The organism is Paenibacillus sp. BR1-192 (genome assembly GCF_029542445.1).
Taxonomy (GTDB): domain Bacteria; phylum Bacillota; class Bacilli; order Paenibacillales; family Paenibacillaceae; genus Paenibacillus_AQ; species Paenibacillus_AQ lautus_A.
Map to the genome: position 1 here is coordinate 2,923,750 of NZ_CP120718.1, position 23,637 is coordinate 2,947,386.

19 protein-coding genes and 2 pseudogenes are annotated in these 23,637 nt (G+C 50.3%); 16 read left to right on the plus strand and 5 right to left on the minus strand.

What is annotated here, in order from left to right; genetic code table 11:
• Positions 1–26: 26 nt before the first annotated feature.
• Both P0X86_RS13060 and P0X86_RS13065 read right to left on the minus strand, forming a co-directional pair.
• Complete coding sequence (locus tag P0X86_RS13060) at positions 27–764, minus strand: HAD family hydrolase (RefSeq protein WP_277748628.1); 738 nt, start codon at positions 762–764, stop codon at positions 27–29.
• Positions 765–780: 16 nt separating this feature from the next.
• Complete coding sequence (locus P0X86_RS13065) at positions 781–1,698, minus strand: ArsR/SmtB family transcription factor (protein ID WP_015734705.1); 918 nt, start codon at positions 1,696–1,698, stop codon at positions 781–783.
• A gap of 129 nt (positions 1,699–1,827) precedes the next feature.
• Here P0X86_RS13065 and P0X86_RS13070 point away from each other — a divergent pair, with 129 nt between their 5' ends.
• From P0X86_RS13070 to P0X86_RS13095, 6 genes are all read left to right on the plus strand, one after another.
• Positions 1,828–3,009: an MFS transporter gene (locus tag P0X86_RS13070; RefSeq protein WP_277748629.1), complete on the plus strand. Its 1,182-nt coding sequence runs from the start codon at positions 1,828–1,830 to the stop codon at positions 3,007–3,009.
• Between the two features lie 83 nt (positions 3,010–3,092).
• Entirely contained in the window at positions 3,093–3,812 is a 720-nt protein-coding gene (locus tag P0X86_RS13075) for a phosphonate ABC transporter ATP-binding protein (RefSeq protein WP_009589188.1), read from the plus strand.
• Between the two features lie 140 nt (positions 3,813–3,952).
• Positions 3,953–5,197 carry a hypothetical protein gene (locus P0X86_RS13080; protein WP_139083827.1) on the plus strand — a complete coding sequence of 415 codons (1,245 nt, stop codon included), beginning with the start codon at positions 3,953–3,955 and terminating at the stop codon, positions 5,195–5,197.
• A 3-nt stretch (positions 5,198–5,200) separates the two neighbouring features.
• Positions 5,201–5,899 carry a response regulator transcription factor gene (locus P0X86_RS13085; RefSeq protein WP_277748630.1) on the plus strand — a complete coding sequence of 233 codons (699 nt, stop codon included), beginning with the start codon at positions 5,201–5,203 and terminating at the stop codon, positions 5,897–5,899.
• The gene (locus P0X86_RS13090; protein WP_015734708.1) at positions 5,896–7,350 is read left to right on the plus strand and encodes a sensor histidine kinase; all 1,455 of its coding nucleotides are present in this window, start codon (positions 5,896–5,898) and stop codon (positions 7,348–7,350) included. Before P0X86_RS13085 ends, P0X86_RS13090 begins: the two co-directional genes overlap by 4 nt.
• Before the next feature lie 266 nt (positions 7,351–7,616).
• Positions 7,617–8,144: a GNAT family N-acetyltransferase gene (locus P0X86_RS13095; RefSeq protein ID WP_277748631.1), complete on the plus strand. Its 528-nt coding sequence runs from the start codon at positions 7,617–7,619 to the stop codon at positions 8,142–8,144.
• A 148-nt stretch (positions 8,145–8,292) separates the two neighbouring features.
• On the opposite strand, the gene P0X86_RS13100 is transcribed toward P0X86_RS13095, so the two are convergent.
• The gene (locus P0X86_RS13100; RefSeq protein ID WP_096773405.1) at positions 8,293–9,507 is read right to left on the minus strand and encodes a glucose-1-phosphate adenylyltransferase; all 1,215 of its coding nucleotides are present in this window, start codon (positions 9,505–9,507) and stop codon (positions 8,293–8,295) included.
• A gap of 223 nt (positions 9,508–9,730) precedes the next feature.
• Between P0X86_RS13100 and glgB the strand changes: the two are divergent.
• Together glgB and glgA are read left to right on the plus strand one after the other, a co-directional pair.
• Positions 9,731–11,709 (plus strand): annotated as a pseudogene (glgB, locus tag P0X86_RS13105) (1,4-alpha-glucan branching protein GlgB).
• Positions 11,706–13,139 carry a glycogen synthase GlgA gene (gene glgA, locus P0X86_RS13110; RefSeq protein WP_277748632.1) on the plus strand — a complete coding sequence of 478 codons (1,434 nt, stop codon included), beginning with the start codon at positions 11,706–11,708 and terminating at the stop codon, positions 13,137–13,139. The pseudogene glgB and the gene glgA overlap by 4 nt, the downstream one beginning before the upstream one ends.
• A gap of 91 nt (positions 13,140–13,230) precedes the next feature.
• Here glgA and P0X86_RS13115 read toward each other — a convergent pair.
• Positions 13,231–14,980, minus strand: a pseudogene (locus tag P0X86_RS13115) (alpha-glycosidase).
• A 572-nt stretch (positions 14,981–15,552) separates the two neighbouring features.
• Here P0X86_RS13115 and P0X86_RS13120 point away from each other — a divergent pair.
• The 3 genes from P0X86_RS13120 (at position 15,553) to P0X86_RS13130 (ending at position 18,622) form a co-directional block, all read left to right on the plus strand.
• Entirely contained in the window at positions 15,553–16,995 is a 1,443-nt protein-coding gene (locus tag P0X86_RS13120) for an ABC transporter substrate-binding protein/permease (protein ID WP_036665363.1), read from the plus strand.
• Positions 16,982–17,704 (plus strand): amino acid ABC transporter ATP-binding protein, encoded by a 723-nt coding sequence (locus P0X86_RS13125; protein WP_192572328.1) that lies wholly within the window; start codon positions 16,982–16,984, stop codon positions 17,702–17,704. Before P0X86_RS13120 ends, P0X86_RS13125 begins: the two co-directional genes overlap by 14 nt.
• A 186-nt stretch (positions 17,705–17,890) precedes the next feature.
• The gene (locus P0X86_RS13130; protein WP_277748633.1) at positions 17,891–18,622 is read left to right on the plus strand and encodes a 3D domain-containing protein; all 732 of its coding nucleotides are present in this window, start codon (positions 17,891–17,893) and stop codon (positions 18,620–18,622) included.
• An 80-nt stretch (positions 18,623–18,702) separates the two neighbouring features.
• On the opposite strand, the gene P0X86_RS13135 is transcribed toward P0X86_RS13130, so the two are convergent.
• A complete protein-coding gene (locus tag P0X86_RS13135; protein WP_096773411.1) occupies positions 18,703–19,551 on the minus strand; it encodes a polysaccharide deacetylase family protein in 849 nt (282 codons plus the stop codon).
• 166 nt (positions 19,552–19,717) lie between these two features.
• On the opposite strand from P0X86_RS13135, the gene P0X86_RS13140 reads away from it, so the two are divergent.
• From P0X86_RS13140 to P0X86_RS13160, 5 genes are all read left to right on the plus strand, one after another.
• The gene (locus tag P0X86_RS13140; RefSeq protein WP_036665360.1) at positions 19,718–20,740 is read left to right on the plus strand and encodes an NADH:flavin oxidoreductase/NADH oxidase; all 1,023 of its coding nucleotides are present in this window, start codon (positions 19,718–19,720) and stop codon (positions 20,738–20,740) included.
• A gap of 160 nt (positions 20,741–20,900) precedes the next feature.
• Positions 20,901–21,569: a PspA/IM30 family protein gene (locus P0X86_RS13145; RefSeq protein ID WP_009589445.1), complete on the plus strand. Its 669-nt coding sequence runs from the start codon at positions 20,901–20,903 to the stop codon at positions 21,567–21,569.
• A 198-nt stretch (positions 21,570–21,767) separates the two neighbouring features.
• The gene (locus P0X86_RS13150) at positions 21,768–22,172 is read left to right on the plus strand and encodes a DUF350 domain-containing protein (RefSeq protein WP_009589371.1); all 405 of its coding nucleotides are present in this window, start codon (positions 21,768–21,770) and stop codon (positions 22,170–22,172) included.
• A gap of 31 nt (positions 22,173–22,203) precedes the next feature.
• The gene (locus P0X86_RS13155; protein WP_009589430.1) at positions 22,204–22,710 is read left to right on the plus strand and encodes a DUF4178 domain-containing protein; all 507 of its coding nucleotides are present in this window, start codon (positions 22,204–22,206) and stop codon (positions 22,708–22,710) included.
• 10 nt (positions 22,711–22,720) lie between these two features.
• Positions 22,721–23,452, plus strand: coding sequence for a DUF4247 domain-containing protein (locus P0X86_RS13160; protein ID WP_277748634.1), 732 nt, complete (start codon positions 22,721–22,723; stop codon positions 23,450–23,452).
• Positions 23,453–23,637: the final 185 nt, after the last annotated feature.

The window sequence follows — 23,637 nt, forward strand, 5'->3', positions numbered from 1 at the left end:
CCAGGATCGGCTCGTTGTCCGTTCGATTAAGTTAAATGCTCTTCAATGACTTCCGGCACTTCAGTCAACGCCGAAACGGTATAGAGCACATTATGCGGCTCTTGCTTCAGCTCGACCAGATTATACTGCCACTCGCGCTGCTGCTTGATGTAGATGCTGTTAATGCCTGCCGTCAATGCCGGAACGACATCCGTGCGGAGCGAGTTGCCGATCATCCACGTGTTCGAGCGGACGAACGACCCCATGCCGAGAATCTCCTCAAGCGCCGTGATGTTTTTATGCTGGCGAATATAAATCCGGTCTTTAAAATAGTCCGCCAGCTTCATCTGTTCGATTTTTCGCTTCTGTATTCTCGTTTCGCCCCCGGTATAGAGGTGAAGGCAGTGGCCATCCTCTCGAAGCTTCTCCAGCGTTTCGACCATGCCGGGGTAGGCTTCAATCTCCTGCTCGTATACGCTGAGCCCCAACTGGTAGAGAAGCTCCTCTTCCTTAGGCGAGGTATCTCTCCCGTGAATTCGGCCGAAAAAATGGTATGTATCGATTAGGGACTGGGGGAAGTTCGCGCTCGCGAATCCCAGCTTGTCGATGCCGGCTACGTCGATTTCCATTTGCTTGGCTCGGATTTCTTGGGTGGTTACTCCATAAGGCTGAAACCATTCGGTCATCCATTCGAAATAATCGCCGAGAATCAGGTCGAAATACTTGTTGCAATGTATTAATGTATCATCCATGTCGAAGATAATATGCTGAGATGTTTTACTCATGGTACGCTCCTTCATACTAGGAAAGTCGAATGTAAGTCTCCAGGAACATTTGCAGCTCGGCTGCACCATCCGGCCGTAGGCTGAATCTTTCGTTATTTTCGGATTTCAGATGGGAGCGCAGCAGGCCCGCCGCCCTCAAGATCATCAGGTGGTGCATCAATTGCTCGTAGGGCTGTCCCAATTCGGACGCCATTTCGGACACGGCCTTCGGCTCATCCGCAATATATCTCAGCAGACGCAGACGTTCCGGATCCGCGAGAGCCTCGGTCATGCGCAGGAGAACGACGGGCGGCTCATCCTCGTCTTCTTCCGGTATATCAATAGGGTACTGCAGCAGGAGTACATTATCATAGAAGCAATAGGTATTGATCGGACGAAAATGCGTACCCGGGAACAAGACCACGTTTTCTTGCGGCACGTTATCCAGAATGACTCCGCTTGAAGCATATTCGATCAGATTTTCGTCGTCCATTTTCGGAAGCAGCATTCGTTTCTCTTCGGCATCTTCCTCCAGAAGATGGTACAGCTCAGGCTCCACTTCGGAAAAGTAGTGCTCATACCAGAGCTTCATCAACGGTGTGTAGTTTTCTCGAATTCTGGACGTTTCATCCCGCGTGAGGGACGGCAAGTGAGGCTGAAGCAGGCCATGAAGCTCTTCCACCGGGGAAGATTCGATCCAGCCCAGAAAATCAGGGATTTCAAGGTGCTCTCCTCGAAGCATGATCAGGGCGTATAAGACATCGTAATCCGCGAGCGGCCATGAGCGGGCTCCACTGAACTGGACACGTACATGCTGCGGCAAACGCTCATCCATCTCCGTTATCAGCTGTTTTCCAATATCCAGGTTATCGGTCCATTTCCTTGTTGCATATATCATAAAGCTGCCCAGCAGCTCATAAACCATGGATACATCGATACTAACTTTATATTTCATGAACGGATACCCTCCCAATTGATGGCATTGTTATTATTATGGCTTGTATCGATTGGGCTTGTCCACTATAATGTTCATTTGGCTGTTTAAATTCATCGTTTTTTCATATTAGAGGAGGACTATATTTCAGTGACAGAAGCTGTTACCCCCCGTCAAGGGAGAACTCATTATTTTATTTTAATTGCCGTCGTGGTTGCGGCTGGTTTAAGCCAGGGACTGCTATTGCCGGTGCTGGCTATTTTTTTGGAACGGATGGGCATCTCATCCTCCATGAACGGATTGAACGCGGCTGCTTTATATGTAGGCTCATTTGCCATGACGCTGGTTGCGGAACGGCTTCTCGGCTGGGTCGGTTTCAAAAAACTGATCGTATCGGGTCTCGTGCTGGTGATGCTGTCGCTGGTCGCTTTCCCGTTGATTCCGAGCGTAGCCGTCTGGTTTGTGCTGCGGGTGCTTGTGGGCATCGGCGATAGCGCGCTGCATTATGCCGCCCAGCTGTGGGTGCTGATGATGTCAACCGTGAAGAACCGGGGGCGGAGCATTTCCTTTTACGGCATGTCCTACGGTCTGGGATTTAGTATAGGGCCGCTCGGCATTCCTCTTCTGAAATACGGCGAAGCGGTACCGTTTCTGATTCTGGCTGTGCTGTTCTTGTTCATTCTGCTGGTCGTTCTGTTCAAACTTCCGAATTTGAAGCCGGAAAAAAGCGAGCAAGGAGAGCAGCAGCCGGCCGGCCGCTATCTCAAAAGCTATCGACTGGCCTGGTTTGCCTTGATTCCCGCATTTTTGTACGGATACATGGAAGCGGGGATTAACAGCAATTTCCCGGTCTATGGGTTAAGAAGCGGGTTCACTTTAGGCGAAATTTCGACATTGCTGCCCTTTGTCGGCATCGGCGGACTCCTGCTGCAGCTTCCCCTCGGCATCTGGAGCGATAAATTCGGACGCAAGCGGGTACTGACGATCGCGGGGATCGTGGGAGGCTGCAGTTTCCTGCTGATTCCGGTAGCCGGAACGAATTTCTGGGCAACCTTACTATTACTGACGGTGGCCGGCGGCTTGGTCGGTTCTTTCTTCTCCCTCGGTCTGGCTTATGCCGCGGACATCCTTCCCAGGGTGCTGCTGCCGGCGGCCAACGTCGTGGCTTCCTTCCATTTCAATGCCGGCAGTATCGCAGGGCCGAATGCGGGCGGCGCTATCATGGAAACCGGGTGGAACGGGGGAATCTTCGTTTTGCTCGGCGGCTTGTATATTGTGTTTGCGTGCACGGGTTTATGGTTCAAAGGCAACAGCGTTTCATCCGATAAATAGAAACATGCGTTCTCATGGCAATTGCTTTCGCTTTCTTCTAAACTAGAGAGTAGGAATATGCACTTGACGGGAGAGACGATAACATGATTAAAGTGGATCGGCTGAAGAAAACGATGGGTCCTGAACGTACACCGGTGTTAAAGGATATCACATTTCAGATGGAACACGGGGAAATGATCGGTCTGATCGGTGCGAGCGGAAGCGGAAAAAGTTTGCTGATGAGCTGTCTGTCGATGCAGCAAAAATGGGACGGCGGCAAGCTGACGATTGACGGCGAAGATATGATGAATCCCGCCGGAAAACGAAGAATTCGACGGGAATGGGCTTATCTCGAGCAGAATCCTTCCCTAAACGTAAATCGAACGGCGCTTAAGAATGTATTGATCGGGCAATCCAGCCAAACGCCGCTGTGGCGGATGGTTACCGGGATGGTCCGGTCTGATGATTATATGGGAGCCATGGATACGATCGAGCACCTGGGTTTGCTGGACAAGGCAAAACGCAAGGCCGGCGAGCTGAGCGGCGGCGAGAAGCAGCGGATTGCCATTGCCCGGGCGCTCGTTCACGGTGCTAAGGTGATTTTGGCGGACGAGCCTGTCACGGGACTCGATCCGGCCTCTGCCGAGCATGTTTTGAAGACGCTAAAAACCTTGTGCGAGGAAGAGCGTCTGACGGTATTTACCGTCATCCCGCTGGAGCTTGCGGAGAAATACTGCACCCGAATCATGGGGCTGTCGGGCGGCCAGCTGGTAGTGGATGTGACCGGAAGACGTTTAACCCATGGCGAGAAGTCAAGACTGTAATTATTGATCGCTTGACGCAAGGCGAAAGCATAGAAATGAGTTGATACTTATTGAAATATAGAGTGATGCAAGCCCTCTTGGCCGGCTTGTTACTATTTATCATAAGCGGCTGTACCTTTATCCAGGATCCGGTGTCATTAATGAAGCGACCGGATCTGCCGACGGACAAAGCGACGCTGAACGGCGCCATCCAGTCCGCGCTCCAGAAGATCAAACTGGACAACGGCGCTATCATTCGGCCGCGAAGCGACGTCGACAGCAGTTCGATCCGAATTCATGACCTGGACAATGACGGCGTTATGGAAGCCGTCGTTTTCTATCAGACGCCGGATGAAGAGGTGAAAATCCACGGCATGATCATGCAGCAGCAGGGTGATACCTGGGTGAAGAGCCTCGATTTCGACGGAGAAGGGACGGTTTTGGAGTCATTTGATTTCGTTGATTTTACGAACGACGGCAAGGTTGACATCGTAGCCGGTTTCTCCCGCGGAGAAGAGAATCTTCAGAACCTGCTGGCCGTGTATTCATTCTCCGGGGATTCGCTCGAAAAAATCCCGGCTTTGCCGTATACGCACTTCAATATCGGAGACATGAACGGCGACAAGGTCAAGGATATTACGGTGGTATACCTCCAGCAGAAAGAGCTCTCGTATATCAGCACCTATCAATACGACAAATTCGAGGATGCTTTCGTTGAGCTGAACAAACTGGATTTGGGACCAAATATCGAAAGTTATTACAATGTTGTCGCAGGTAAAGTGGCCAAAAACAAAGAAGGTATCATCTTGGATGCTTCGGTCGTGTCCAACTCTTCCTATTCCAAGCTCATTATCATGGAGGACAACAAGTTTATTGACGTGCTCCAGGATGAACTGCTTACTTACAAGGAACTGCCGGTTGAGAGCGAGGACGTGAACGATGACGGTATTTTAGAGTTTGGTGTGCTTACTAGGCCAAGCGGCTGGGAAGATCGGCTGATCCTGGACGAAATCCCGTTCTTCACCACGTACTTCCAGTGGGACGGAGAGGTGCGGGAGAGCAACGAAGTAGAAGGGCTTCAATTCGTGCTCCAAAGATACTACGATATGAATAATCGCTTCTATCTGGATTTTCCGCCGGATATGTACAATAAAATTACCATTACGCCGGAATCCAACAAAAATGCTTATTTGAACTTTGTCATGACCGACACGGGAGAGTCCGTCGCGGAAATCAAGTTTTTCTCCACGGCCCAGTGGGGGAAAGCCGAATCCGATTGGGAGATCTTGGTGAAGGAGAAAAACCGCGTCATCGCTTATCGAAGCCATGGCGATCTGAAATTGAGTAAAAAAGATAAAAAGCCAAGCAGCAACAATGTGGCTCCTATCGAAAGAAAGGGGAACTAGACCTTGAGTAAAGTGCTCATATTAGAAGATGAAGAATCCATTCGCAGTTTTATCGTAATTAATCTGAAACGGAACGGCTTTGATGTGCTGGAGACCGAGAACGGCAATGAGGCCCTTCGCTTGCTGCAAACGACGCCAGACATCGATATCGCCTTGCTCGACGTCATGGTTCCGGGAATCGACGGCTTTGAAGTATGCCGCAGAATCCGGGAAACGAACGAGCGGATCGGCATTATTTTTCTGACGGCAAAAGTTCAAGAGCAGGACAAAGTGTATGCCCTATCCGTCGGAGCGGATGACCACGTAAGCAAACCGTTCAGCCCGACGGAACTGATCGCCCGGCTGCAATCCCTTCTGCGCAGGGTGAACGTTCAGCGTGCGGGTGCCGCCAAGGTATCCTTCCAATCGGGTCCGTTCACGCTGGATCTGATTTCCAAGCAATTCAAGAAGAACGGGCAGCCGGTGGAACTGACGCCTACGGAGTTCTCGCTGGTGCAGTTCTTCCTGGAAAAAGAAAACACGCCGCTTAGCCGTGATGTGCTGCTTGATCACGTTTGGGGCAAAGAATATATGGGCGATCCCAAAATCGTGGACGTGAACATTCGGAGACTTCGCCAAAAAATCGAAGGCAATCCTTCCGAGCCGGAATACCTCCAGACGGTATGGGGACACGGCTATAAATGGAAGGGTCAGGGACAATGATCATCAAAAAAGGCATTCGGCGGCAAATCGTGCTGCACTACTTCCTGGTAGTGTTCATCGCCTTGCTGCTGATTGAGGTTATTTTTCTAATCGCTTTACGATCGTATTATTACGATACGGTGTACAACCATATGGTGAACCATATCCGTACCGCTAACGATTTCTATCAGCCCTTTCGACTGACCTCGTCGGACAACGTCAATCAGCTGAGCGAAATGGTTCGCCATTTTGAACTGTATAATACGGAGCTTCAAATTTTGAACCCGGCTGGGCAAGTACTCTCAACTTCGACCGGCTTCGAAATAGAGCAGACCATCAAGACCAGCGATGTCACCCAAGCGCTTGCAGGCAATACGAGCCGTTGGATCGGCAAACAGCAAGGCACGGGCCAGATCGTGATGGCGGTGTCCCAGTCCGTTTCGAACGGTTTTGAAAATACGTATATTCTCCGTTACGTGACTTCGCTGGAATACGTAAACGACAAGCTGATGAAAATGACGCTGTTTGCCGTCAGCATCGGGGCGGCCGTTCTGGCGATCGTGCTTGCTTTCAGCATTGGGCTGGCCAATTCCATCGTAAAGCCGCTCAACAACATTACCACGGTGTCCGCTCAGATGGCCAAAGGCAAGTTCAACGTGCGGATCAAGGGCGACTACAAATACGAGCTTGGCGAGCTTTCGTCGACCTTGAATTACATGGCGCAGGAGATTGTGCGAAGCAATCAGGTGAAGGATGACTTTATCTCCTCGATCTCGCATGAGCTGCGAACGCCGCTCACAAGCATCAAGGGCTGGAGCGAAACGCTTGACTCCGGCGGCTACGATCCGGAAGAAACGAAAATCGGAATGCAGATCATCTCCAAGGAAACCGACCGGTTGATCGGCCTTGTCGAAGAGCTTCTGGATTTCTCCAAGCTCCAGCAGAATGAGATGAAGCTGGTGAAGGGCATCGTGAATTTACGGGAGCTGCTGCAAGAGATCATGCTCAATCTGTGGACGAAAGCCGAGAAGAAGGGCGTTCAGATCAAACTGGAGTCCGACGAGAAGCCGATTATCTATGGGGACGTCAACCGCTTGAAGCAGGTATTCCTGAATATCGTGGACAACGCGGTTAAATTCTCGCATGAGAACGGGGTAATCAACCTGTCCTTCGCGATGGAAGAGAAGTTTGTTATCGTTACCGTACAAGATCACGGGATCGGCATCTCGGACGAGCATCTTCGGCGGGTAAAGGATCGGTTCTTCCAGGTGAATCCACTTAACGGGGGAACGGGACTTGGATTAGCGATCACGCAGCAGCTCGTTGAGCTTCACGGGGGCACGATGGAAATGGAAAGCGAGCTCGGGCACGGAACAGCCGTGATCGTCAAGCTGCCGCTGCCTGAGGGGAAAATACCGATGGCCGGCGGGTTGGAGAACGGTGAGGATGACGCAGCCGGGCCGATGGCCTAAGCTTTGCCGGCAATCCGGCAAAGCTTTTCTCAACTTTACACCCGCAAAGTATTTGGACTAAGGATCGAAGCATAGTCTCCACTTTGTGGAGTATTGTTTTTGGGTCCCCCGCAAAGTAATTGGAATAAAGCTCGGAGCATAGTCTCCACTTTGTGGGGGGTTGTTTTGGGGTCCCCGCAAAGTAATTGGAATAAAGCTCGAAGCATAGTCTCCACTTTGTGGGGTATTGTTTGTGGGGTTATGTTATAGAGGAGGGGAGTACAGGAGTGGAATCCGCAGCAATGTTTTCAACGGAGCAGGGGCGGTTTGAACTACGAAGGGCAGAAGCCGTGCACGCAGGAGAGATGCTGGCGCTTCTAACGGAGGCGGCCGAGGTGATGGAGCAGCAAGGGCGCAAGCAGTGGAGTCCCTCGCTTTTTTCCCTGGACCTAATGACACAGTACCTGGAAGAGCGTGAAGTATTCATCCTGTGGCATGAAGATAAGGCGGCCGGCATGTTTACGCTGCAGTACGGGGACCCTGACTACTGGGGAAAGCGGGACGATCCGTCCTACGGTTACTTGCATCGTCTGACCGTACGCTTCGCTTATCGGGGGCTGGGTCTTGGGAACAAAATGATTTCCTTTGCGGAATCGTATTTGGTTTCCAAAGGGAAACGGGGCTTCCGATTGGATTGCGTATCCCATTTGCCAACGCTGAATCGATTTTACCAGCGTCAGGGATTTCAATTCGTGGCCGAGCAGGATATGGGCGGTCGCATCGTGAATTTATATGAAAAGAATTTTGTTTCCTGATCTTAAAGTTTCGAACCTCCGTCGCATGCGCTTAGACAAAGTCAGCAGGGCACGATACATGAGAAAAAAGCGATCCGCTACGGATCGCTTTTTTGTGTTAATGGCCTGAAAGAAATTCTCGGGGCTCTATTCTGTTCATGACATTCGTTCAGGATGAAGAGACATTTGCACGCAAGCGTCCTTTTTCGTATACATCCTGAAGGAGCCGGGCCGGCTGGGTACGAACCGTTGGTTTCGGAAGCACCGTCTCGTACGGTCCTACGACCACGACATTGCCGGGAGCCCCTTTCACAACGGCTCCGTCCTTGATCACTGCACCTTCCCCGATGATGGCGTGCTCGATATGGACGCCTTTGCCGATTTTGGCATTCGGCATGACCACGCTATCCTTCACGATGGAGTATTTGCCGATTTCTGATCCGCAGAAGATGACGGAGCTTTTGGCTTTTCCTTCGAAGGTGCATTGGTCATGAATCAGGCAGTCCGTATGCTCCACATTTCGGGTCCGTGCTGCCGACAGCTTGGTTTTCCAAGCACGCGTATACATAGGCCAGTCGGCTCTCTCAAGGACGAGCTCATTTTGGCTAAGCACATCCATATGGGCTTCCCAGAGGCTTTCTACGGTGCCGACATCGCGCCAGTAGCCCTGGAAGCGGAATGCTAGCAGCGACTCTTCTCCGGACAGCATCTTAGGGATGACATCCTTTCCGAAATCATGGCTGGAGTTCGGGTCAGACGCATCTTCGATCAGGTGCTGCTTCAGATAGTCCCAACGGAACAAATAAATGCCCATGGAGGCAAGATTGCTTTGCGGTTCTGCCGGTTTTTCGGCAAATTCAATGATATTGAGATTATCGTCAACGCTCATGACGCCAAATCGGCTGGCGTCTTCCCATGGTACTTCCATCACGGAGATCGTGGCAGGAGCCCCTTGCTTCATATGGGCTTCAAGCATTTCCCGGTAATCCATCTGGTAAATATGGTCCCCGGACAAGATGAGCACATGCTCTGGATTTTGATCATCGATGTATTGAATGTTTTTATAAATGGCATCTGCCGTTCCCAAGTACCCGTCTTGGTGTGTGCTGTTGGATGGAAGAAGGGCAATGCCTTCACGTCCTGTATGTGTTAATCCCCAGGGTTCGCCTTCGCCGATATGTTCGTGTAATGATTCTGCCTCATATTGCGTAAGCACTCCAACCGTATCGATTCCGGAGTTTACACAATTGCTGAGAGGAAAATCGATTATACGATAATGTCCGCCAAACGGAACGGCGGGTTTTGCCAGCCTGGACGTAAGGGGAGCCAATCGTTTACCTTCTCCACCCGCCAGAAGCATAGCAATACAGTCTTTTTTCTTCATCACGTTTCCCTCCCAATGTATTTTCACGTTGTTCATTACATAAACGACATTCCCGGGGTTTGAAACGATTATATTGAAAAAGTAATTTGAAAATTACAAAATTATTTTTCAGGGACATTTTTTATTTTCAACCTGGTTAGAATGGGGTAATAGCATTAATAATATTGCATTTTTAAGAAAAAGCAGGTGACGACGATTGAACCAAGCAGTTAGGGAAGGAAACATGACTCCGGAACAAGTGTATTTATTTCATGAGGGTACCTGGTTTCACAGTTACCAATGTATGGGTGCACACCTTGCCACAGAAGAAGGAGAAAGAGGCGTGCGTTTTACGGTGTGGGCTCCGAATGCCAGGCAGGTAGGACTTGCCGGAGACTGGAACGGCTGGGATGGTTCCCAAGACCCGTTATATAGGATGCCCGATTCGGGAATTTGGAGTCGGTTTTTCCCTGGGATGGAGACTGGAACTTTTTACAAATATCAGATCACGGGGCCCTTCGGAGAAATGTTCCTAAAGGCCGATCCTTATGCATTTCATGCCGAAGTACGACCTGCGACGGCATCGGTGGTGACCGACCTCTCAGGATATCGCTGGAATGATGCCGCATGGAGAAGGAAGAACAAATCCCCATATGCCAAGCCGGTGAACATTTATGAAATGCACTTCGGGACCTGGCGGCAAAAAGAGGACGGTTCGTTCTTTACATATCGGGAATTGGCCGATCAGCTGATTCCTTATTTGCAGGAAATGAGTTATACCCACGTAGAATTTATGCCCTTGGCGGAGCATCCCTACGATCTTTCGTGGGGCTATCAGGGCACAGGATTTTATGCGCTGACGAGCAGATACGGAACTCCCCATGATTTCATGTTTCTCGTCGACCAGCTGCACCAAGCCGGCATCGGCGTGCTGCTCGACTGGGTGCCCGCACATTTTGCCAAGGATGCCCACGGGCTTCGGCAGTTTGACGGGGCGCCTCTTTATGAGTATGCAGACCCCCAAAAAGCCGAGAAACCTGGCTGGGGAACATTGTCTTTCGATTATGCCAAGCCGGAGGTAATTTCATTCCTCATCTCCAATGCCTTATTTTGGATGGATATGTATCATATTGATGGTCTTCGCGTTGATGCCGTGACGAGCATGATCCGTCTTGATTTTGAGAAGCGTGAGGGTCAGTACAGCCTTAACGAGCACGGAGGCTTGGAAAACCTTGAGGCGATATCCTTTCTGCAGGAATTGAATAAAGCCGTGTTTCGATATTACCCGAATGCCTTGATGATGGCCGAGGAGTCGAGCGCATGGGCGGGGGTTACGGCACCTGTGCATGAAGGGGGTCTTGGCTTCAATTACAAATGGAATATGGGCTGGATGAACGACACGCTGTCTTATATTGAACAAGAGTTCGATCAGCGGCCTACCCATCATAATTTACTGACATTTCCCATTTGTTATGCCTATTCGGAGAATTTTACATTGCCGCTTTCACACGATGAAGTCGTCCATGGAAAGAAATCGCTGCTTAATAAAATGCCGGGAAGCTACGAACAAAAGTTTGCGGGTCTGCGGATTTTGCTTGGATACCAGATCACCCAGCCCGGGAAGAATCTGCTGTTCATGGGGGAGAGTTCGGCCAGTTTATCGAATGGAAGGATCAGGAGCAGCTCGACTGGCTGCTGCTGGACTATGAAAGCCACCGCAAGCAGTTGGCATATACGGCAGCTCTAAACCGCATGTACGTGGATGAAAAGGCGCTATGGGAGCAGGATCACCGATGGGAAGGCTTCGAATGGCTCAGCGCCGATGATCATGAGCAGAGTGTCGTATCGTATATGAGAATGGGCACCAAGCCCGGCGATACGCTGATCATCGTCATTAATTTTCAGCCGAAGGCATATGACCAATATCGGGTCGGTTTGCCGAGAGCGGGGCAATATGTGGAAATTCTGAATTCCGATCATGCCGATTACGGCGGCTCCGGACTGCTGAACGACGGTGAGATGAAAGCGGAGAAGAAGACCTGGCATGGCCAAACCCACAGCCTGGAGATCAAACTGCCTCCATTAGGCATGGTTGTTTTAAAGAAAAAGCCGCCTCGATCGAGGAAATCGCAAGATCGATCGGACGCGTCGCTGAAGGCGGCAGCGGCAAGAGAGAAAACAGAACAAAAAACGATACGGAGCAAAAGGGGGAAGCAGGATTGAAATTGTTATTTGCAGCTTCGGAATGCGGACCATACATCAAGACAGGCGGACTGGCGGATGTGATCGCTGCCTTGCCTAAATCCCTTCGCGGCATGGGCGAGGATATTCGAGTCGTGCTGCCGAAATATCGCGGCATTCCGGAAGAATACAGAGAGCGAATGGAGCATGTGGGAGAAACCCGGGTGCGGGTAGGCTGGCGCGAGCAATATTGCGGCATCGAGTCCCTGGTGGAAGACGGTTTAACGATCTATTTCGTGGATAACGAGTACTATTTTGGCCGAGACGGCATTTATGGTTACATGGACGATGGCGAACGCTTCTCTTTCTTCAACCGTGCCGTGCTTGAGGTGCTGCCGGTAATCGGATTCCAGCCGGATGTGCTGCACTGTCACGACTGGCATACCGCCATGATTCCGCTGCTTCTTGAAGACGTCTATCGTCATGATCCCTTCTATGCGGGGATTCGAACCGTGTTCACGATCCATAATCTGCTGTATCAGGGCGTATACCCGTACGAGGTGCTGGTTGATCTGCTCGGCATTCACAGCCGGCATTTCACGGCTGAAGGCGTGGAGTATTACGGAAACGTGAATTTCATGAAAGCGGGCATCGTTTACGCAGATCACGTAACGACGGTCAGCCCAACCTATGCCACGGAAATCCAGACAGGTTATTACGGATACGGACTTGACGGACTTCTGTCGGCCCAGGGCTCGAGATTGAGCGGGATTGTGAACGGCATTGATACCAAAAGCTACAATCCGGCGACAGATCCGCATCTCGCCATGAAGTTCCGGAGCGGACTGAACAAAAAAACGCAGAACAAAATCGCCTTACAGGAAGAGCTGAATCTTCCCGTGGCGCCGCATATTCCGTTGATGTCGATGGTAACGCGATTGGTCGATTCGAAAGGACTCGATTTGGTTATCCGCATTCTGGATGAGCTGCTCTACTATGATGAGATTCAGTTCGTTGTCCTGGGAACGGGAGATCCTTCCTATGAGCATTGGTTCAGGGAAGCGGCAAATCGCTATCCCACCAAAATGTCGGCCCAGATCCGGTTCAATGAGCCGTTATCGCGGCGTTTTTATGCCGGCAGCGACCTGTTCCTGATGCCTTCCAAATTCGAACCGTGCGGCATCAGCCAGCTGATCGCCATGCGGTACGGCAGCGTACCCATTGTCCGAGAAACGGGCGGACTGAACGATACGGTTCAGGCATACAACGAGTATACGGGCGAAGGGAACGGCTTCTCCTTCAAGGATTACAATGCGCATGACATGATGAACACCATCCGCCGCGCGACCTCCATGTATCGAATGCCCGAGCACTGGCGTAAAGTGAGCAAGAACGCACTGGGCGGGGATTACAGCTGGAACGTTTCGGCAAAGGAATATCAGGAAATCTATCAACAGATCACCAGCCGATAATAACCATGTCTTTCATGACGCAGGGGTGCCCGGATAGCGAAGGAATATCAAGCTATCCGGGCACCCCTGTGCTGTCTGAATATGATCGAAGCTAATGTTTCAATTCCCGGCATAAAATGCGATACGCGTACGGTTCCAAATCGATATGCATCGTACCGTTTACCGGTTTTACAGGCTCTTGGGTTTCGGCATCGATCCAATCGGTCGTGACGATGGGATGCGATAGGGTACGCTTCGAGTCGCTGTTGTTGATCCAGACGATAAAATGCATGGTTTCGTCGGCACGTTCGTACACGATGCAAGGATCATGAAGATTCGCCTGCAAGGAAGCGGAAGCGACCTTGCCTGAGGGCTTTATGCTCTTTCCGCAGCGCGATCATGCCTTGATAAAATGCATACAGCTCCTGGTTTCGCTTCTTGGGATCCCATTCCATGCATTTGCGGCAATCCGGGTCTCCATCCCCGGTCAAGCCGATTTCATCCCCGTAGAAGATGCACGGCGTGCCCATGAAGGTGAACAGGAATACGACGGTGAGTTTCATGCGCCGGATATCTTCTCCCACGCGGGTAAGCAGCCTGGGAGTATCGTGGCTGCAAAGCAGGTTGAAGACCACTTCGTTCGTCTGCTGCGGATAACGCATCAGGATCGAGCCGATGCGGTTGGCGAAGGTGAGTCCGTCCATGTTGCCGTTGAAAAACTCCAGCACCTTATCGGCAAAAGGGTAATTCATCACGGAATCGAACTGGTCGCCTTGCAGCCAGATCAACGAGTCGGACCAAACCTCGCCTACGATGTATGCCTCGGGGTTGGCCTTCTTGACAACCTGCCTGAAATCCCGCCAGAAATGATGGTCGATTTCATTCGCGACATCCAGACGCCAACCGTCAAGCTTGATCTCCTTAATCCAATACTCGGCGACGCCCAGCAAGTACGCCTTGACTTCGGGATTGGCAGTATTGAATTTCGGCATGTTTCCGAAGAAGCCGAAGGTGTCGTATGTCGGTATGCCGTCCTTGATCTCGCAAGGAAACCGGTTCACATGAAACCACCCGGCATATTTGGACTTCTCGCCATGCTTCAGGACGTCCTGAAAGGGCGGGAACTCCTCGCTGCAGTGATTGAATACCGCATCCAAAATCACACGAATGCCTTTTGCGTGGCAAGTATCCACTACCTTTTTCAACAGTTCGTTATCGCCAAAGTGCGGATCCACCTGCTTATAATCTACCGTGTCGTATTTATGATTGGAGGGGGAGAGGAAGAGGGGGGTAAAATATATGGCGTTAATGCCCAGGTCAACCAGATCATCCAGGTGATCCAGCACGCCCTGCAGGTCACCGCCGAAGAAATTGTCCACCTCCGGCTTGCCGCCCCAGGCTTCGGTTCCGTCAGGACTGATGGCTGGGTTCCCGTTGGCAAAGCGTTCCGTCATGATTTGGTAGAATACGGCTTCTTTGGCCCATTCCGGTACTTTGAATACATCGACTTCATGTATGTACGGAAATTCAAAGTAGCCTGCCGGCGGATAGGGGTAATCCCATCCGATTCCGCTGTCGACCATATACACCGTTTCATCTCCCGCATGAATCCGGAATCCGTATGACAACCTTTTGTATTTGGGCCTGACTCCGCATTCCCAGTAATCAAACATGTCGTCAGAGGCGGCCTTTTCCATGGTGATCTCGAAGTACGTACGGTCCCAATCATATTTGTCGCCCGTCATGGCAACAACTGAATCAATGTCGTTCTTCTTGGTTCGAATCCGAAGATGAATGGTGTGTGTATCGTAAGCATAAGCCCATTTATCTCTAGGAACATGATACAGCGCTTCTAACAGCATGGTTACACCTCCTATATGAGTAAAGCTATAGCTAATTAATAACCAGCTGCTGGCTTGCCTGAATCATGCGGTGAATGAGACAGGCGGCTTGCAATGTAGATGGACCGAAATCATGCGCTTCTATAAGATGGGAAGGCAGCCGATAGATTATGCATCCGTCCGTTCCCTTCCTATATTCCATATCTTTAATTCCTATTTTGGATAATTCTAAAGTCCCGTGTTTACATTTTAATGTAGGGAGAGGAGAAGCTTGCGGATAGGATGAAATCTAAACAATTAAATTCCATTTATTTTAGGAATAGAATGGATTCAAACCCGCTTGATTATTTTAATAATTAGTTATATTCCACAAACTGAATCATGTGTGACATGATCACTTTGAGGGTATGATGATTTGACCGTTGTATTAAAATAGTGGAATGACATACTACAAGTTGATTTTGCCTGTAAGTTACAAATTGAAAACCCATCAATTTTCATTGCATATTCATGCATCCTGTTTTATAATGACTCAGTTGCTTTTTTTCTAAAGGTTTAATCTATTTGTAACAGTTAGGGGAGAAATGAGACATATGAAACGTAAATTTACAGCGTGGATGACCCTGTTCATGGTGGTCGTGCTGTCTTTCGGCAGCCTCGTCCATGCGGAAGGCGAGAAGAAAACGGTGATTCTCGGAACCAGTGCCGACTATGCGCCATATGAGTTCCATAAAACGATAGATGGCGTGGATACCATCGTCGGATTTGATATCGATATCGCGAAGGAAATCGCCAAGGATCTTGGCGCAGAGCTCATTATCAAGGATACGTCCTTTGATGCGCTCTTGCCAGAGCTGACGAGCGGCCGCGTGGATTTCGTCATATCGGGCATGAATCCGACGGAAGACCGCCGAAAAAGCATTGATTTCTCGGAACCTTATTACGCTGCGGAACAATCGGTCGTAGTCCGCAAGGAAGACGCCTTGAAATTCAACACGCTTGAAAGCCTGGAAGGAGCCCGGATCGGGGTTCAGAAAAGCTCCATTCAGGAATCCATCGCAAAAACGATACCGAATGCCAATGTAGTATCGCTCGATAAAATCCCGGATTTGCTGCTTCAGCTGGAATCCGAGCGCGTGGACGTCGTCCTTGCGGAGTATCCGATCGCAAAGACCAACATGAATGAAGCGACCATGGCCATCACGGATGCCAAGCCGACGGCGGAGAACGACGCATATGCCATCGGGGTCCGCAAAGGAAACGAGGAGCTGCTTGGCAGCATTAATGCTACGCTCGAGCGCTTAAAAGAAAATAACCAGATCCAGAAATTTGTCGACGATGCCAGCGATCTGGCTGCAGGACGAACCGCAGAGAACTTGAATACCTTTGAATTTTTCTGGAAATATCGCGACTATTATGCCAAAGGCATTCAATTTACGTTGCTTATTTCGGCCCTCGGCGTATTTTTCGGATTCATTCTCGGATTGATTATCGCGTTAATGCGGATGTCCGGCGTAAAAATCCTTAAGTTCTTGGCTACCGCATATATTGAAATCATCCGCGGCACGCCGATGCTGGTCCAGCTGTTTATTATCCATTACAGCTTGGCGGCGTTTGATATTAAATTCTCACCGATCCAGTCGGGTATTTTGACGCTCTCCATCAACAGCGCTGCCTATTTGGCAGAAATATTCCGCGCAGGCATTCAGGGCGTGGACCGGGGACAACTGGAGGCCGCACGCTCGCTCGGGATGACCAAGGGCAAAGCCATGCGTCATATCATTTTGCCGCAGGCGCTGAAAGGGGTACTCCCTGCGATCGGTAACGAATTCGTTGTCATTATCAAGGAATCGTCCATCGTATCGTTCATCGGGGTATTCGATATTATGTACCAAGCCCAGATTTTGCGCGGTTCAACCTTTGCCCCGCTGAATCCGCTGCTTGTGGCGGCCATGATCTACTTTATACTGACATTCGTTCTTTCGAAGCTTCTGGGTGTCTGGGAAAGGAAGTTGAGTGCAAGTGATAACCGTTAAGGATCTTCATAAATCGTTTGGCAAGCTGGAAATACTGAAGGGCATCAATATCGAGATTGCAAAAGGAGAAGTGGTGGTTGTCATCGGACCGAGCGGCTCCGGTAAAAGCACCTTCTTGCGCTGTCTCAATCTGCTGGAAGTGCCGACCAGCGGCGAAATTTCATTCGAGGGTGAGCTGATCACCGCCAAGAACCACAATATCAATGCCACCCGCGAGAAAATGGGCATGGTGTTTCAGCAGTTTAACCTGTTTCCGCACAAAAAGGTCATCGATAACATTACGCTCGCCCCTATCCAAGTTAAAGGGGTTTCGGCGAAGGAAGCCGAGGCTACAGCAGACGAGCTGCTGAAATCGGTTGGACTGCAGGACAAAAAGGAGTCTTATCCTTCCCAGCTGTCCGGCGGACAGAAGCAGAGAATTGCCATTGCGCGAGCACTCGCCATGCAGCCCCATGTCATGCTGTTTGACGAGCCGACCTCCGCACTCGATCCCGAGATGGTGGGCGAGGTTCTGGAAGTGATGAAGAAGCTTGCCGAAGGCGGAATGACGATGGTCATCGTGACCCATGAGATGGGCTTCGCCCGCGAAGTGGGAGATCGGATCCTGTTCATGGACGGCGGCAAAATCGTGGAGGAAGGCACGCCGGACCAACTGTTCGGCAATCCGACCCATCCCCGTACGCAAGAGTTTTTAAGCAAGGTATTGTAACTTTTTCATCCGGAATGTAACAAATTAAAAACAGCGCCTAGCCTGGTGTTTCAGGCAGCGGCGCTGTTTTTCTTTGTGTGTTGGTAACAATTGCTTGCGGTATAGGTTACAAAATTGTGATATATTCATGTTCGTTGACATACTACATCCGATTTACCAAGCTACATATAAGGGAGGCATCTCTAGATGTTACGACAAATGAAATCTTGGACAAGAAATCGTGGACTTAACCAAAATAATAAGATCGCTGGAAGAACAGCAAAATGGTTTACCATTACAGCCGTGGCACTCGGACTGACTTTTGCCGGAGGCGGGCTGCAAGCACATGCAAGCTCCGTGCATGTTGCTAAGAACGGCGATACGTTCTATTTCTTGTCCAAACAGTACGGCGTTAATATGGACAAGCTGATGAAAGCTAACCCAACAATAAAGGCAACGAATATTTACCAGGGGCTCAAAATCAACATACCAGGGACGGTATCGATGAACTCGGCGGCATCCGCGGCGCCAATCGCTCCAGGAAACTCCGGTTTCACGCCAAGCTTGAATGTTATCCCGCAGAATAACGTAGTCGAAGCATGGGGCAAGACGTTTAATTACAGCAAAACTTTATCCGTTAAAGCTACTGCGTACTCCTCTGCTGCAAGCGAGAACGGCGGTTGGGGCGCGGTTGACTATTTCGGGAATTCCCTTAAGCTTGGCACCATCGCCGTTGATCCCAAGGTAATTCCGCTCGGTACCAAGGTCCTTGTAACAGGACATGAGCATCCAGGATTGCCTAAAAAGGCATTTGTGGCAGAAGCACGTGATATCGGCGGAGCCATAAAAGGGAATAAGATTGATATCTTCATCCCAGGCTCCCAATCATCCGTAAATCAATTCGGCATCCAGGATATCAAATTGTTCATTATCGATTAATTCATATATCATGATGAATCGTAAAGACGGCTTCACTGGTCAACTTCCAGTCAGCCGTCTTTTTGGCGTTTAAACAGGCTCTATCGCGATTCCGGCACGTTTAACATATCCGGAAGCGTCACGAAACTGTACCCTTTGTTTCGCAGTTCCGTTATGATGTCCGGGAGCGCATCGATGGTACCGGTAAGATCGGATCCCACGCCGCCGCCGGCATGCTGGAGAACGATCGATCCCGGGCCGACCGCAGTCATAATATTACTCTTGACCTCTTCCTTCTGCAGTCCTTTCCAATCGAGGGAATCGACATTCCAATTCACGACCTTGTACCCGTTTTTGCGCGCCCATTGGAGCTGCTCTTCATTAATATCGCCATAAGGCGGTCGGATCAGCCGCGGGTCGACTCCGGTCAGCGACTTCAAAATCGTGTTGGTACGCTCAATTTGGCTTTTGAATTTCTCCAGGCTCAGCTTGTTCAGTTGGGCGTGATTGTAAGAGTGATTGCCAATAGCATGTCCTTCTTCATGAATGCGTTTCATGAGCTCAGGGTGTTTCTTAGCACGTTCTCCTACTGCAAAAAAGGTGGCCTTCACCTGCTGTTCCTTCAGCACATCGAGTACTTTTCCGGTAAATCGGGGATCCGGTACATCATCAAAGGTAAGCGCCACCTGTTTGACCCGTGGTCCGCTTGCGCGAAACGTGTCCGGGTATTTCCTCAGCAATTGGCTTAAAGACGGCGCGTCGTCTGATGGTTTGCTCTGATTTCGCTTCGAATGATCCATGACTTGGCCGGACTCCGACATGACGGAAGCATCCTGAGGTTGTGGTGACAGATTATGTAAACCGGACGCGTTTGCCGGGATGCCCGGCACAACGAAAAAGAATGAAAGGATCCACAGCAGGCAGATTCCTGCGCGGCATCTTTTGAACATCACGATCGGCCCCTTTAGCTTTTTAGTATGGTATGCCCAGTTGGACAAACAATTATCCTCAATATGGGAATTCGACGGTTTTTAGTTTTCCCTCGGAAAGGTGTATAATAACCCCTAACAGATTTTATTACATCTTAATCATTTGGATGTGGAAGGAGATAATCGCTTGGCTGACTTGTTTACACCCTACAATTTCAAGAATTTGACCCTCAAGAACCGCATTGTTATGCCACCGATGTGTCAATATTCCGTAAAGGCCGGGGACGGGATTCCGAATGATTGGCATTTTGTGCATTACGTCAGCCGTGCTGTGGGAGGCACTGGCTTAATTATTGTGGAAATGACAGGCGTTCACCCGGACGGACGCATAACCAATCAGGATACCGGGATCTGGGACGACAATCAAATTCCTGCCTATCGCCGTATTGTCGAAGCCGTGCATTCTTATGGAACCAAGATTGGTATCCAGCTCGGCCATGCCGGCCGAAAGGCGCAGGATGCCGAGCCGTCGGTAGCCCCGTCGGCAATCCCGTTCAGTTCCCATTACAAAATGCCGAAGGCACTCTCCACTGCCGAAGTGGAAGATCTCATACAGGCCTTCAGGGAAGGAGCTCGCCGGGCTGTTGAAGCCGGATTCGACACGGTTGAGATTCATGGCGCGCATGGTTACCTGATCCATCAGTTTCATTCGCCGCTGACGAATCAACGCAGTGACGAATATGGCCAAGACCTCCCCCTGTTCGGTGAACGGGTTGTCCAGGCCGTTAAGGAAGTGCTGCCCGAAGGCATGCCGATCATCATGAGGGTGTCTGCAAAAGAATATGTGGACGGCGGTTATGATGTGGAGTACTGTGCGGAAATCTGCAAACGATACCGGGATGCCGGGGTCGATATTTTTCATATCTCCTCCGGAGGAGAAGGGGTCGTCGGTTCCAATGGCGGTCCGGAAGCGAAGCCGGGTTATCAGGTCGATCTGGCTGCGGAGTTCAAACAACTGCTGAAGGTCCCAGTGATTGCAGTAGGGCTGCTTGATGATTACAATGTCGCCCAAGAGGTGGTTTTGTCGGGCAAGGCGGATATGGTAGCGATCGGAAGGGGCATGCTGCGGGATCCGTACTGGGCGGTTCATGCTGCCAAAGCGCTTGATGAAGAACAGAAAGTTCCGAAGCAGTATGAACGGGGATATTAAGAATCAGTGCGTGTTCAAAATTCAGATTTCAGCACCGATAAGGTGATCCCAAGATGACTTTTAACAACCACTAAAAAAATTTTGAAACCGTTTGGGATCATGCAACGTAAACATTTAACATATACCAGTATTTTAAAGCGAAAGCGAGAGGAAGAGAACGATGTCCATATTTAAAAGATTGCGTGACTTGACCATGTCCAATATTAACGCCATTATCGACAAGGCTGAAGACCCGATCAAGATGACGGACCAGTACATCCGCGATATGACCGAAGACCTTGAGGATGCCGAGAAGGCGGTAGCTGCCCAAATCGCCATCGAGAAACGCTTCAAAGCCCTTTATGAAGAGCAAGCTGCTCTCGTGGAAAAACGCACGCAGCAGGCTCATACGGCAGCGCAGGCGCAAAACGTTGAACTTGCCCGTCGTGCGCTGGAAGAGAAGAAGGCAGCTGAAGCCAAGCGCGACGAGTACAAAGCAAGCTACGATCAGAACAAGCTGGCAGCCGACAACCTGCGCGGCAAGCTGGAGGAAATGCGCAAGCAGCTTACAGCGATGAAGAACAAGCGCGAGACGCTGGTTGCCCGTTATAATGCGGCTAAAGCGCAAACCGAGATCAACAAAGCAATGAACGGTTTCGGGTCTGACACGGCTTCCGCCGGGTTGAAGCGGATGGAAGAAAAGATGCTGGCCATGGAAGCGCGTGCCGAAGCAAGCAACGAAATGTCGACGCGCGAGAAATCCCTCGATGAAGAGTTCGAGAACCTCGGCAAGGACAAAGCCGTTGAGGATGAGCTTGCAGCCTTGATGAAGCAATACGAGAACAAGTAATCCGGGTCTGGTGGTCTGACAGGTAAATAGTATCGATGGCGAGGGAGACGCAGCAGGGCTGAATACTACTGTGCTTCTCCTTCGCTTTTGTTTGATACCGGATATATACGGGACTACCCTTTAAGGTTGTCTATCTTCGATTGAAGCAGTCTGATCATGGCAAGTTGATATGTATGTTGAATGTGTGGAGGCTTAGAGATGGATTTTGATATGATCTTGCGTGTATTGCTTTGGACGGCGGTCGGCGGGCTGCTGTTGTTTGTATTGATGTTCGTGGATTCCCTGTTCACGAAATATAACGATCTTGAAGAAGTGAAAGCGGGTAACATGGCGGTAACCACAAGGCTGATCCTCAAGCTGGTCGCCCAAGGGTATATTTTATCCGTGTCGATCGGAACGTCCTATCACCTGCTGGAGGCGATTGTGGTATCGGTCGTTTCGTTTATCATATTGTTTGTTCTCGAAGCGTTGACAGAGCTCATGCTGCGCAATTTTGGCAAGCTGAACCTGGATAAGGGAACCCGCGAGGGCAAAACCGGTTACGGTTTGTTTGCAGGATCGCTGCATGTGGTCGGAGCGTTAATTATTACCGCTTGCTTATAGAACGCATAATGGAGATAGGGGATTAGGAAAGATGAGTATGTGGAAAAGAATCAGTAATTTATTTAGCAAGCCCGAGCCGCCAAAGGTAGAGAAGAGTATGCTGCAGCTGGCTCCGGGCGATATTTGCGAAGTGTCTCTGGTTACTTACGAAGTCACGGGCCGCGTGCACAATCGAGGCCGCAACGCGGTCGTCCTGACGCTTCAGGATGGCAGCACCATTGCTTATCTTCACATCGAAGAACGCGAGACGGTTCAATATGCACTCTACGCGCCCATCGATGGACGCCTGGATTCGCCGGATGAGGTGCCGTCCATCATCGATCTGGACGATCATGTGTTTCATTTGGAAGAGGAGTACGGTGGACATGTTTCGATATCCGGCCGTACCGCGTTTATGCAAAGCGGGGAGCAGCACGTATGGCAGTACCAATCCGATGATTACAAGCTGCTGCGAATCGAATGGCAGAATGGACGGTTTATGCTCTATGAAGGCGAGAAAGTGATACCGGGGGACGTAAGGGTTATCCGGGCGACTTAGGAGTGGTGGCATGAAGGAACGCTCTTTTTTATCTGTAAAAATCATACTGGTACTGAGTCTGTTCGTATCTTTATTAAGCGGATGCGGAGCGCCGAATATCAAGGACACGTATCCGCTGGAGTCCGTCAATCGGGACGGAAATGCAACATCCTACGTGTATCGGGCAGCTGATAAAAGCGTTCCCGAAGTGGCGAGCGAGCTCATGGCGGCAAATACGCCGGATCAATCTTCTCCTGAGGATACGGAGCGGATGTTCTTGGTCTATAGCGATGAGTATTACCATTTGCAGCAGGATCCCCAGAAGCCGGCCGATACGCTGATCGAAATCGATTCCAAGGAATATGTTCAGCGCAATTACGATTCCAGTTTCCTGCAGGGATACTTGACCGCCGTCCTTATCGGGAATTTGTTTGATTCGATGGGCGGCGGGGGCTATCGCGGCTATACCAGCAAAGATGTATATAAACCGGCTCAAGGGAACTATAAAAAGCCGACAAGCCAAGATAAGAAGATCGCTCCGCCGTTGACGGTTGACCGGAGCGGGAAAATTACACGGCGCGGTCAGGATACGGTCGGCACGGGCGGAAGCCTGTTCAGACGGAATCCGGATTCGAGCGGTGACCGCGGCTCGATCAAACGCGGCGAAAGCGGCGGAAGTTTGTTCGATTCGCCGAAGAAATCGTACAAGAAGCCCAAGACCCGGATCGGATCCGGTAAGATTTCCCGAAGGGGCCGAAGGTAAAACAATACGTTTCATGCGCATGGTCTAAGGCCATGCGTTTTTTAATGTTTCGAAACGAAAATATACAACCTCGGGATACGTACAAGCGATTTCTTGGAGATCAGCCGCTCGGTTTGAAGATTGCTCAGAATGTAGTACAGTAAGATTATCAGTCTGGGATATAGTCAGAAAGCGAGGAATGCGTT